The sequence below is a fragment of the Burkholderia sp. Bp9090 genome (genome assembly GCF_003857985.1).
Taxonomy (GTDB): domain Bacteria; phylum Pseudomonadota; class Gammaproteobacteria; order Burkholderiales; family Burkholderiaceae; genus Burkholderia.
The window spans coordinates 87,667-100,291 of record NZ_QTPV01000027.1; the positions used below are offsets into that span (position 1 = coordinate 87,667).

General features: G+C 65.6%; 9 protein-coding genes. 6 read left to right on the top strand and 3 right to left on the bottom strand.

Annotated features, from left to right (window positions below):
- Positions 1–20: 20 nt before the first annotated feature.
- Positions 21–485: an Lrp/AsnC family transcriptional regulator gene (locus DIE16_RS23145; RefSeq protein ID WP_044848788.1), complete on the top strand. Its 465-nt coding sequence runs from the start codon at positions 21–23 to the stop codon at positions 483–485.
- Between the two features lie 68 nt (positions 486–553).
- Here the strand turns inward: DIE16_RS23145 and DIE16_RS23150 are convergent, their stop codons facing one another.
- Entirely contained in the window at positions 554–1,465 is a 912-nt protein-coding gene (locus tag DIE16_RS23150) for a LysR family transcriptional regulator (protein ID WP_124523321.1), read from the bottom strand.
- Between the two features lie 150 nt (positions 1,466–1,615).
- On the opposite strand from DIE16_RS23150, the gene speB reads away from it, so the two are divergent.
- The gene (speB, locus tag DIE16_RS23155) at positions 1,616–2,572 is read left to right on the top strand and encodes an agmatinase (protein WP_124488694.1); all 957 of its coding nucleotides are present in this window, start codon (positions 1,616–1,618) and stop codon (positions 2,570–2,572) included.
- Between the two features lie 53 nt (positions 2,573–2,625).
- Positions 2,626–3,951 (top strand): MFS transporter, encoded by a 1,326-nt coding sequence (locus tag DIE16_RS23160; RefSeq protein ID WP_124523335.1) that lies wholly within the window; start codon positions 2,626–2,628, stop codon positions 3,949–3,951.
- Between the two features lie 174 nt (positions 3,952–4,125).
- Here DIE16_RS23160 and metE read toward each other — a convergent pair whose 3' ends face one another.
- Positions 4,126–6,420, bottom strand: a complete 2,295-nt coding sequence (metE, locus tag DIE16_RS23165) for a 5-methyltetrahydropteroyltriglutamate--homocysteine S-methyltransferase (protein ID WP_124523337.1) — start codon at positions 6,418–6,420, stop codon at positions 4,126–4,128.
- A gap of 127 nt (positions 6,421–6,547) precedes the next feature.
- Here metE and DIE16_RS23170 point away from each other — a divergent pair, with 127 nt between their 5' ends.
- The 3 genes from DIE16_RS23170 to DIE16_RS23180 all read left to right on the top strand — a co-directional run bounded on the left by DIE16_RS23170 (position 6,548) and on the right by DIE16_RS23180 (position 10,330).
- On the top strand, positions 6,548–7,456 hold the full coding sequence (locus tag DIE16_RS23170) for a LysR family transcriptional regulator (RefSeq protein ID WP_124523339.1): 909 nt from the start codon (positions 6,548–6,550) through the stop codon (positions 7,454–7,456).
- Positions 7,457–7,676: 220 nt separating this feature from the next.
- Positions 7,677–9,269 carry an inorganic phosphate transporter gene (locus tag DIE16_RS23175; RefSeq protein WP_124893476.1) on the top strand — a complete coding sequence of 531 codons (1,593 nt, stop codon included), beginning with the start codon at positions 7,677–7,679 and terminating at the stop codon, positions 9,267–9,269.
- Between the two features lie 317 nt (positions 9,270–9,586).
- Complete coding sequence (locus DIE16_RS23180) at positions 9,587–10,330, top strand: 2OG-Fe(II) oxygenase (RefSeq protein ID WP_185500328.1); 744 nt, start codon at positions 9,587–9,589, stop codon at positions 10,328–10,330.
- 255 nt (positions 10,331–10,585) lie between these two features.
- Here the strand turns inward: DIE16_RS23180 and DIE16_RS23185 are convergent, their stop codons facing one another.
- Complete coding sequence (locus DIE16_RS23185; RefSeq protein WP_124488700.1) at positions 10,586–12,010, bottom strand: DHA2 family efflux MFS transporter permease subunit; 1,425 nt, start codon at positions 12,008–12,010, stop codon at positions 10,586–10,588.
- Positions 12,011–12,625: the final 615 nt, after the last annotated feature.

The following is a 12,625-nucleotide window of genomic DNA, read 5'->3' on the forward strand; positions in this document are numbered from 1 at the left end:
CAGACAAGGATTCCGCCAACATGACCGAACTCGACAAAACCGATCGCGCGATCCTCGCCGCGGTGCAGCGCGACGGCCGCCTGCCGATCGCGCGTCTCGCCGATTCCGTCGGCCTGTCCGAGACGCCCTGCGCACGGCGCCTGAAGCGTCTCGAAAACGACGGCTACATCGAGCGCTACCGCGCGCAGCTGTCGCGCCAGGCGCTCGGCTTCGGCGTCGTCGCATTCGTGCTCGTGCGGTTCGCGACGCACGACCGCAAGGTCGCCGACCGGTTCGAACGGGAAGTGCTCGGCATCGAGCGGATCCTCGCGTGCCACAACGTCGCGGGCACGGCCGACTACCTGCTGCAGGTGGTCGCGCGCGATCTCGACGACTACGGTACGTTCCTGCGCGACTCGCTGCGGATGCTGCCGGGCGTCACGTCGATCGAATCGGCGTTGTCGTTGCGGGAGGTGAAGCACGATGCGGGGTTGCCGGTGCCGTGATGCGGGCAGTGGATCGCTCCGGCGTGACATTCGTTCACGTTGCCGCCCTCAGGCGACCTCACGCGACCTCACACGACATCGGGCTTTTGATGCGCGCGCTCGAGATCCTCGAGAAACGCTTCGACGAGCGGATCGCCGCGCCCGTCGCGCGCCACGACCATGTGGAACGTGACGTCGTAGTGCAGTTGGTCCGGATTGAGCGGCGCAAGCAGCCCCTGCGCGACATACGGCGCCGCAAAGTGCTGCGGCAGGTAGCCGAGGTGATGGCCTGACAGGATCAGCAGCGCGACGGCCTCCATGTTGTCGGCGGTTGCCGTCACGCGATCGGGCGTCGTCGACATCTGCGCCTCCGGCAGCGGATACGAGCGCCACGCCCATTCGAATCCCGCGACGTCGGCCGGCGTCAGCGCGCCGGCGCGTTCGAACAGCGGATGGCCGCGCCCGCAGTACGCCACCTGCCGCTCGATGAACAGCGGCGTGTAGTGCAGCGACGGCACGCGGTGCCAGAAATAGCCGACCGCGATCTGGATCTCGTTGCTCAGCAGCTTTTCCTCGAGATCGCCCGGCGCGCGCACCGAGATCGAGAAGCGCACGGCCTCGTCGCGCGTGCGGAACGCGGCGATCGCCTCGGCGATCCGTGCGTTCTGGCTGACCGGCGTATGGCCGATCAGGCCGATGTGCAACGTGCCGACCAGCTGGCGGTCCATGTGCCGCGCCGCGATCCCGAATTCGTCGAGCGCGGCGAGCAGCTTGCGGCTCATCGCGTGGAACCGCTCGCCTTTCGGCGTGAGCCGGAAGCCGCTGCGGCCGCGCTCGCAGAGCCGGTAGCCGAGCCGTGTCTCGAGCGACGACAGCTGCGCGCTGATCGTCGACTGGCCGACGTTCAGGATCGCTTGCGCGGCCGACACGCCGCCCGCGTCCGTGACCGCGAGAAACACGCGGATCAACCGCAGATCGAGGGTCGACAGATTCCCCAGCACGCTATTCCCCTTTTGTTCCCCTTCCATACATCGATGAAAATCGATGTTTACGTCGATATCTTCGCATTCTTCTTTCCGGCCGGACGCGTAAAACTATGTGCCAGGCCGCGTCGAATGATACGGCAACCCCACATCGGAAGAGACAAGCCCATGAACGACCACACCCATTTCCAGCCGCTCGGCGGCAATGAAATGCCGCGCAGCGGCGGCATCGCGACGATGATGCGCCTGCCGCACGTGGCGAGCGCAGCCGGCCTCGACGCCTGTTTCGTTGGCGTGCCGTTCGACCTCGGCACCTCCAACCGCACCGGCGCGCGCTTCGGCCCGCGCCAGATCCGCACGGAATCCGTGCTGCTGCGCCCGTACAACATGGCCACGCGCGCCGCGCCCTTCGATTCGCTGCAGGTTGCCGATATCGGCGACGTCGCGATCAACCCGTACAACCTGCACGATTCGATCGCGCGCATCGAGGCTGCATACGACGCGATTCTCGAGCACGACTGCAAGCCGGTCACACTCGGCGGCGACCATACGATCGCGCTGCCGATCCTGCGCGCGATCCACCGCAAGCACGGCAAGGTCGCATTGATCCACGTCGATGCACACGCCGACGTGAACGACACGATGATGGGCGAAAAGATCGCGCACGGCACGCCGTTCCGCCGCGCGGTCGAGGAAGGCCTGCTGCACGGCGACAAGGTCACTCAAATCGGCCTGCGCGGCACCGGCTACGCGGCCGAGGATTTCGACTGGTGCCGCGAGCAGGGCTTCCGCGTGGTCCAGGCCGAGGAATGCTGGAACAAGTCGCTCGCGCCGCTGATGGAGGAAGTGCGCGCGCGCATCGGCGACACGCCCGTCTACATCAGCTTCGACATCGACGGCATCGACCCGGCCTACGCACCGGGCACCGGCACGCCGGAAATCGCGGGCCTCACGGTGCCGCAGGCGCTCGAGATCATCCGCGGCGCGAAGGGGCTGAACATCGTCGGCTGCGATCTCGTCGAAGTGGCGCCGCCGTACGACCCGTTCGGCACCACGGCCCTGCTCGGCGCGAACCTCGCGTACGAGCTGCTGTGCGTGCTGCCCGGCGTCGCCTATCGCGACTGATCCCGGCACGCGACCCATTCCAAATCAGAGAATTCCAGAGGAGCACATAACAGATGGGGACCGCCATCAAGCAACCGAAGCGGGCGGCGCTCGCTTCGTTCGTCGGCACCACGATCGAGTGGTACGACTTCTATAGCTACGCGACCGCCGCCGCCATCGTGTTCGGGCCGCTGTTCTTCCCCGGTGAAAGCCGTTTCGTCAGCCTGCTCGCGTCGTTCGGCTCGTTCGCGGTCGGCTTCTTCGCGCGGCCGCTCGGCGGCGTGATGTTCGGCTATCTCGGCGACCGCTTCGGCCGCAAGCGCTCGCTGCTCGCGACGCTGATGCTGATGGCCGTGTCGACGGTCGCGATCGGCCTGCTGCCGACCCATGCGCAGGCCGGTGTGATCGCGCCGATCCTGCTGGTGCTGATGCGCGTGCTGCAAGGCATCGCCGTCGGCGGCGAATGGGGCGGCGCGGTGCTGCTCGCCGGCGAGCATGCGCCCGAAGGCAAGCGCACGTTCTTCGCGTCGTTCGCGCAGCTCGGCAGCGCGAGCGGCCTGATCCTGTCGATGCTCGCGTTCGGCGCGATCAGCACGCTGTCGAAGGACGACATGATGAGCTGGGGTTGGCGCGTGCCGTTCCTTGCGAGCGCCGTGCTGCTGGCGGTCGGCTTCGTGATCCGCGCGAGCGTGTCCGAGTCGCCCGAGTTCGAGGAAGTCAGGAAGAGCGGCAACATCGCGCAAAAGCCGCTGCGTGAAGCGCTCAAGTACTGGCCGCTGCTGCTGCTCGCGATCGGCGCGAACGTGTACGGCATCGCCGGCGTGTATTTCAGCAACATCTTCATGATCAGCTATGCAACGCAATTCCTGTCGCTCGACCGGTCGATGGTGCTGCATTGCATGACGATCGTCGCGGTGCTGCAGTTCGTCGTGCAGCTCGCCGCCGCGTTCCTCGCGCAGCGCTTCGGCACGACGCGCGTGCTGCTGATCACCGGCGCATGGGCCGCAATCGTGCCGTTCGTGATGCTGCCGCTCGTGCACCTGGGCACGCCGCTGTCGATCACGGTCGGCGTCGGCCTCGCGACGCTCGCGGAATCGGGCTACTACTCGGTGGTCGCGGGTTTCGTCAGCGGGATCTTCATCGCGCGCATCCGCTACACGGCGATTTCGATCGCGTACCAGGTGTGCGGCGCGCTCGCCGGCGGTCTCACGCCACTCGTCGCCACGCTGATCGCGCAGAACACCGCGCCGCAATGGTGGCCGCTCGCGATCCAGTACACGAGCGCCGCCGTGCTGTCGTCGGTGTGCGTGTGGCTGATCTCGCGCCGCGTCAGCATCGACGATGCCGGCGCGCCCGGCAGGGCGGACGAAGCGCTGCCGCGCGGTGCGCGTACCGCGTAACCTCACGCAAACGAGGCAGGCAACATCGCCTGCCCGTTTGCATCGGGCGTCGGGCGATACGCCGCTACCCCCGCCTCGCCCCGAACATTCATTGCGACAAACGGCCCGCACATGCGGGCCGCTTGTTTGCTGCCCGATCGTCGATCGGGACGGCCGGCGCGCAGCGTTCGCGCGTCATTGCACCTTGCTGCGCAGCGTCTTCGCCGCGGCGACCATGTTCGTCAGCGCCGGAAGCACTTCCGCCCACTGACGCGTCTTCAGCCCGCAGTCCGGGTTCACCCACAGGCGCTCCGCCGGAATCCGCTCCGCCGCCTTCTTCATCAGGCCGACGATGTGATCCTGCGTCGGGATGTTCGGCGAATGGATGTCGTACACGCCCGGCCCGATCTCGTTCGGATACCTGAAGCTGTCGAACGCGTCGAGCAGCTCCATGTCCGAGCGCGACGTCTCGATCGTGATCACGTCCGCATCCATGTCGGCGATCGACGCGATGATGTCGTTGAACTCCGAATAGCACATGTGCGTATGAATCTGCGTATCGTCCCGCACACCGTTCGCGGCGATGCGGAACGACTCGACCGCCCACTTCAGGTACGCGCCCCATTGCGCGCGACGCAGCGGCAGCCCTTCGCGCAGCGCGGCCTCGTCGATCTGGATCACGCGCACGCCGGCCTGCTCGAGATCCAGCACTTCGTCCCGGATCGCGAGCGCGAGCTGATGGCACGACACCGAACGCGGCTGGTCGTCGCGCACGAACGACCAGTTCAGGATCGTCACCGGGCCGGTCAGCATGCCCTTCATCGGCTTGTTCGTCAGCGACTGCGCGTACGTGATCCATTCGACCGTCATCGCCTTCGGGCGGCTGATGTCGCCGAACAGGATCGGCGGCTTCACGCAGCGCGAACCGTACGACTGCACCCAGCCGAACTGGCTGAATGCGTAGCCGTCGAGCTGCTCGCCGAAGTATTCGACCATGTCGTTGCGTTCGGCTTCGCCGTGCACGAGCACGTCGAGCTCGAGCGATTCCTGTTCGCGTACGCTGCGCGCGATTTCCGCCTGCATCGCCGCGCGGTAGCCGGCTTCATCCAGCGCGCCGGCCTTGAACCGGCTGCGCGCCTGGCGGATCTCGGCAGTCTGCGGGAACGAGCCGATCGTCGTCGTCGGGAAGGCCGGCAGGTTCAGGCGCGCCGACTGCTTCGGCGCACGCTGCGGGTACGGGCTCGCACGGTTGCCGAGCTGCGCGTCGATGCGCGCGATCGCGGCCTTCACCGCCGGGTTGTTCACGCGCGGCGAGCGACGGCGCGAGCCGATCGCGGCCGCGTTCGCGGCGAGCGCGTCGGCCACCTCGTCGCGGCCTTCGTTCAGCGCGGTCGCGAGCAGCTTCAGTTCGTCGAGCTTCTGCAGCGCGAATGCGAGCCACGAGCGGATCTCCTCGTCGAGCGTCTGCTCGCTCGCGAGATCGACCGGCACGTGCAGCAGCGAGCACGATGGTGCGAGCCACAGGCGCTCGCCCAGTTGCTTCGCGAGCGGCTCGAGCCAGTCGAGCGCCGCGTTCAGGTCCGTCTTCCAGATGTTGCGTCCGTTGATCGCGCCGACCGACAGCACGCGCCCGGCCGGCAGTTCGCGCACGAGTGCGTCGATTTCGTCGCGGGCGTGGATCGCGTCGACATGCAGGCCGTCGACCGGCAGCGAGGCCGCGAGCGCCAGGTTGTCCTGCAGCTGGCCGAAATACGTCGCGAGCAGCAGCTTGATGCGGCGCGTCTCGAGCGCGTCGTATGCCGTGCGCAGCGCCTGGCGCCAGGCGGCGTCGAGCTCGGTCACGAGGATCGGCTCGTCGATCTGCACCCATTCGACGCCTTGCGCGGTCAGCGTGTCGAGCAGCGCGCCATATACCGGCAGCAGCTTCGGCAGCAGCGCGAGACGATCGGAATCGTCCTTCGCCTTGCCGAGCCACAGATACGTGACGGGGCCTAGGATCACCGGCTTCGCGGCGACGCCCTGCGCCTGCGCTTCCGCCAGTTGCTGGAGCAGGCGCGACGGATCGAGCGAGAAGTTCGTATCCGCATGGAATTCCGGGACGATGTAGTGATAGTTCGTGTCGAACCACTTCGTCATTTCACCGGCCGCGACTCCGCCGCAGCATGCCGCGTGTTCTTCCGCCGACTGCGCCGAGCGGCCGCGCGCGACGCGGAAATAGTTGTCGAGCGCATCGCCATGGAAGTCCTGCACGCGTTTCGGCAGGTTGCCGAGCGTGAAGCTCATGTCGAGCACCTGGTCGTAGAACGCGAAATCGCCGATCGGCACGAGATCGAGGTCGCGCTGGTCGTTCCAGTGGCGCTGGCGAAGTTCGGCGCCGAGTGCCTTCAGCGCGTCGCGCGACGACTCGCCCTTCCAGTAGCGTTCGAGACCGAATTTGAGTTCGCGCTTCGCGCCGATGCGCGGAAAACCGAGGTTGTGGGTCGTAACCATGAAGCTGCCGTCCTGAAGAAATAGTCGATCCGGCAGCCATCATAGGGATTTCATCCCATGAAATAAAATGGCATTATTTCATTCATCCATTAAATCTGTTCATGTATCTGTCGGGCAAGCGATACCCATGCTGGAACGATTCCATCTCGTCGTGATCCGCGAAGTCGAGCGCCAGGGCTCGTTGACCGCGGCCGCCAACGCGCTGCATCTCACGCAATCGGCGCTCAGCCATACCGTCCGGAAAATCGAGCAGCAACTCGGCACGCCGATCTGGGACCGCGAAGGCCGCGGCCTGCGGCTCACGCAGGGCGGGCAGTATCTGCTGAGGCTGGCGAACCGGCTGCTGCCGCAGTTCGAGCTCGCCGAGGAGCGCATGAAGCAGTACGCGAAGGGCGAGCGCGGCACGCTGCGCATCGGGATGGAGTGCCATCCGTGCTACCAGTGGCTGCTGAAGGTCGTGTCGCCGTACCTGTCGCGCTGGCCGGACGTCGACGTCGACGTGAAGCAGCGCTTCCAGTTCGGCGGCATCGGAGCGCTGTTCGGCCATGACATCGACGTGCTCGTGACGCCCGACCCGCTGAACAAGCCGGGCCTGCGCTTCGATCCCGTGTTCGATTACGAACAGGTGCTGGTGGTCGCGGACGCGCACCGTTTCGCGAACGCCGACTACGTGACGCCCGAGCAGCTGACCGACGAGATCCTGATCACCTACCCGGTCGAGACCGACCGGCTCGACATCTACAACCAGTTCCTGACGCCGGCCGGCATCGTGCCGCGGCGTCACAAGTCGATCGAAACGACCGACATCATGCTGCAGATGGTGGCGAGCGGGCGCGGCGTGGCCGCGCTGCCAAGATGGCTTGCAGATGAATACGCGGACCGGATGCCGGTCGTGCCGGTCAAGCTCGGCAAGAAAGGGATCGCGAAACAGATCTTCCTCGGCATCCGCGAGGCGGATGCGTCGATCGACTATCTGGCCGCATTCGTCGCGCTGGCGCGTGAATCGACATGGAGCGCGCCGCGCATGCTGCGCTAGCGGCGCTCGCGCCGTGCGCGCTTCCCGCGGCCCGCATGCCGGTGCGCGGGCCTGTTCACGATATGGATGACGACGCGAGCCGGCACGACATGTCGCAATTCGACGTCACGGCACCCTCCCCTTACACATCCGTAAGACGATGATTCGACATCCCGACTGTCATCAAACTGACTGGTAGCGAAAGCTAGGATCGGACGCGGTTCCCTTACGAGATACCGTCATGAATCAACCTGCTTCGTCTGCACCGAACAATTCGGGTTCCGTCGAACGCACCAGGCAGGTCGGCTATGCCGTCTTTCTACTGGTGCTCGCGTTCGGCGCCCTCTATATCGCCACGCACCTGATCGCCGACCTGTCGCCGGTCCGCGAAGGCTCGCTGTTTCCGTACCTGATGCTCGGCGCCGCGCTGCTGATCGCGCTCGGCTTCGAATTCGTCAACGGCTTCCACGACACTGCAAACGCGGTCGCCACCGTGATCTATACGCACTCGCTGACGCCGAACGTCGCGGTGATCTGGTCCGGCATGTGGAACTTCCTCGGCGTGATGGTCTCGAGCGGCGCCGTCGCGTTCGGCATCCTGCAGTTGCTGCCGGTCGAGCTGATCCTGCAGGTCGGCAGCGGCGCAGGCTTCGCGATGGTGTTCGCGCTGCTGATCGCCGCGATCGTGTGGAACCTCGCGACCTGGTATTTCGGATTGCCGTCGTCGAGCTCGCATACGCTGATCGGGTCGATCATCGGTGTCGGTCTGATGAACCAGCTGATGCACGGGCCGTCGGGCACGAGCGGCGTCGACTGGGCCCAGGCGCTCGGCGTCGGCAAGTCGCTGCTGTTCTCGCCGATCGTCGGCTTCCTGTGCGCGGCACTGCTGCTGCTCGTGCTGAAGGCGCTCGTGCGGGTTCCGGAGTTGTACAAGGAGCCGCCGAAGGATCAGCCGCCGCCGTTCTGGATTCGCTGCCTGCTGATCCTGACCTGCACGGGCGTGTCGTTCGCGCACGGGTCGAACGACGGGCAGAAAGGGATGGGCCTCATCATGCTGATACTGATCGGCACGGTGCCGACCGCGTATGCGCTGAACAAGGCCGTCACGCCGGCCGAAACGCAGACCTTCGTCGCCGTCGCGAACCAGGCTGCCGCGACGTTCGGGAAGTACACGAACGGCGTCGCGCCGTCCGCGAACCCGCGTGCCGACGTCGAACACTACGTGCAGCATCGTGAACTGACGCCCACGGTGCTGCCGGCCGTGCAGCAGCTGTCCGCGTCGCTCGCGAACGCGGTCGGCGCGTCGGGGTCGATGGCGGCGGTGCCGCAACGCGACGTCGACAACGTGCGCAACACGATGTATCTGGTGTCCGAAGCCATTCGCCTGATCGAGAAGTCGGGGCAGCCCGCGTTCGCCGCCGACGACAAGCTCGCGATCGACAACTATCGCAAGCAGCTCGACCACGCGACCAAGTTCATTCCGACCTGGGTGAAGGTGGCTGTCGCGATCGCACTGGGCCTCGGCACGATGGTCGGCTGGAAACGGATCGTCGTGACCGTCGGCGAGAAAATCGGCAAGCAGCATTTGACGTATGGGCAGGGCGCGTCGGCCGAACTCGTCGCGATGCTGACGATCGGCGCCGCCGACGTGTACGGGCTGCCCGTGTCGACGACGCACGTGCTGTCGTCGGGTGTCGCGGGCACGATGGCGGCGAACGGATCCGGGTTGCAGTGGAGCACGGTGCGCAGCCTCGTGCTCGCGTGGGTGCTGACGCTGCCCGCGTCGATCGTACTGGCTGGCGGGCTCTACTGGTTGTTCCGGTCGGTGGCTTGATCGGGGAAGCGGCGCGTGGCCGGTGAAAACCGGTCGCCTGCCGTGGAAGGTTCCTCAGTCGCTTCTCCGCTTCTGCGCTTCTGCGCTTCTGCGCTTCTGCGCTCCGACACATCGCGGCAACCGATGTGCCCGTGCCGCATTCCCAACCTTTCCCTCCCCCTTCCGAATTGAAGCGCAAGATCTGGAGCGCGCCAGCACGCGGACGCCGCTAGACTGGGTTCATCGACTTTCATCGTGGCTTCAACCGTGCACGCGACGCTGGCGAGTATTTCGCGCGACCGTACGGCGCCACACTGCTGACGAACCGAGGGATGCCCGTGAATATCGCCGATCTGCAACCTGCCGTCGAATCGCCGGACATCGCGCAACGCGTCGACGCAATCGACTGGTCGACCGTCGATGTCGAGCTCGATCGCTACGGATGTGCGCGGGTACCAGGCCTGATCTCCACAAGCGAGTGCGATGCGCTCGCCTCGCTCTATGCGCGGGATGCACTCTACCGTTCACGCGTCGTGATGGCACGGCACGGGTTCGGGCGCGGCGAATACAAATACTTCGCGTACCCGCTGCCCGCGGTCGTCGCCGAGTTGCGTGCGACGCTCTATCCGCATCTCGCGCCGATCGCGAATCGCTGGAACCAGGCACTCGGGAGCGACGTCCGCTATCCGAAAGAGCACCGGACCTTCCTCGATCGCTGCCACGCGGCGGGGCAGACACGCCCGACGCCGCTGATCCTGCAATACGGGCCGGACGACTACAACTGTCTCCATCAAGACCTGTATGGCGAGCATGTCTTTCCGCTCCAGGTCGCGATCCTGTTGTCGGCACCCGGGCGGGATTTCACGGGCGGCGAGTTCGTGCTGACGGAACAGCGGCCACGCATGCAGTCACGCGCGGAAGTGGTGCCGCTCATGCAAGGCGACGCGGTGATCTTCGCCGTGCACGGCAGGCCCGTGCAGGGAACGCGCGGCGTCTACCGCGTCAACTTGCGCCATGGTGTGAGCAGAATTCGAAGCGGCCACCGCCACACGGTCGGCATCATCTTCCATGACGCACAGTGACGGCCCGCGGAACGAACATGACGCTGTCGCGCCATTCGGCACGCGGACAGGGTCGTGCAACCGGCACCGCACGTCGGTGCTCGAGGCTCGTTGCACCCTGCCGTCGCCGTACGGTCCGCTCATCGCTCGTGGTAACGGATAACGGGTTGTGCCGCCCGTCGGACCATCGTCGCCTCGACCGATCGATGTTTCAGGTGAGCAACGAAAAGCCGCCGCCCTCACCTTTCGCGACGCCAAGGCAACGCGAGATCCGGCCTACCCTCGGGCCACATTTGCCCGCAGGCGGTCGCCAGCATCGGAAGCCAGCCGCGCATAGCCCGGCAGCGTCAGCAGCGCGAGCACGCCCGCCGCAACGAACGCCCAGCGAAAATCGTCGAGTACGTAGTGCATGCCGGCCGCGTCGCCACGTACCAACGCCGCGAGCCGCAGCGACAACGCACCGAATGCGATCCCCATCCCGATCGTCATCTGCTGCGCGGCGCTCCACAGCGTGCTGGCCGCGCTCGTCTGCCGGGCCGGGATATCCGCATACGCCAGCGTCGCGAGCGTCGTGAACTGCATCGACCGCGTGAGCCCGTAGACGAATACGACGAACAGCGTGATCGCCAGCGGCGTCGACGCGGTCAGCCAGCCGCACGCGATCGTGAAGATTCCGACGATCGTCACGTCGACGAGCGCAACGCGCCGGAAACCGAAGCGGTCGAGGATCCACGACGTTCCCGCCTTCATCCCGAGATTGCCGAGCGCGCTCGCGAGCAGCAGCAGGCCGGACTGGAACGGCGACAGCCCGAAACCGATCTGGAACAGCAGCGGCAGCAGATAAGGCACGGCGTTGATCGCCATCCGCGTGATCGAGCCGGTGATCACCGTCACCGAGAACGTCGGCACCTTCAGCGTCGTGAAATCGAGCAGCGGGTGCGCGCAGCGTTGCGCGTGCATCCACGCGGCGATGCCGAACAGCACGCTCGCCCCCACCAGAATGCCCGCGCGCGTGAAGTCGACGTCCTGCTGGCCGGCCGCTTCGGTACCGATCAGCAGACAGGTCAACGCTCCGCCGGCCAGCACGAACCCGACCCAGTCAAGCGGCCGTTGCTCATCGGCCCGTGTATTCCGGACGATCAGCCAGGTACAGACGAGCGCAGCGATGCCGAACGGGACATTCAACAGGAAGATCCATCGCCATGACGCGTAGGTCGTGATGAAGCCACCGATCGGCGGCCCGACGACCGGCGCGACGATGCCCGGCCACGTAATCGTCGCGATCGCACGCATCAGCCTGGCCTTCTCGGTGCTGCGCACGACGATCATCCGTCCGACCGGCACCATCATCGCCCCGCCGACACCCTGCAGCAGTCGCGCGGCCGTGAACGTCACCACGCCCTCGGACAGCCCGCACAGCACCGACGCACCGGTAAAGACGAAGATGGCCGTGGCGAACACCGTACGCGAGCCATAGCGATCCGCGATCCAGCCGCTGATCGGGATGAACACCGCGAGCGCCAGCATGTAGGCTGTCATCCCGAGGCTCAACGCGTTCGGCCCGACGCCGAACGAGCGCGCCATCTGCGGCAACGCGGTCGCGATCACGGTCGTGTCGAGATACTCCATGAAGAACGTTGCGGCGACGAGGTACGGCAGGAAGTCGGTCGTCCGACCACCTTGGGCAGGGCTGTCAGTCATGAACGGTACAGGAGACGGAATGCGAGGATGCCGAGTTCCGGCAGGTGCAGACGAGGCCGGTAATCGGGACGAGTGGCGATATTACCCTGAAGGATTGATTGTCCGCTCTGTCGGGCATGTCGCGCGAATGGACTTTATGCGCATAGATTTTTATGACGATATTGCGCCGCGTTGGCCGAATGGTGCACACGAGCAGGTCGACGTGACACTTCGAGGGACGGATGGATCAAGCCGGGGGATTCCGCTGCAAAGTGGCATTTCCAGACAATTGCGGACCAACGTCACGCATCGTCGGCCATTATGACGTCATCGTCATGCGCCGCAACATTGACCGGTGCTGACAGATGGCGGATTGGTGTGATCTGGAGAAGGATGTACCGGGTAGATCTCGGTGGGCAAAGTGGTGGGTTGTTCGAGCACCGTGGGTACATGAATTAACGCCATCGGCACCCCAGTTCCAGCCACGTTGCACTTCGCCATTGCGCGCGTATTTCTTTGCCGCAAATGCAAAAACCCCCGCCTTTCGGGCGGGGGTTTTTGGCTTAGGGAGCCTGACGATTACCTACTTTCACACGGGAATCCGCACTATCATCGGCGTAGAGTCGTTTCACGGTC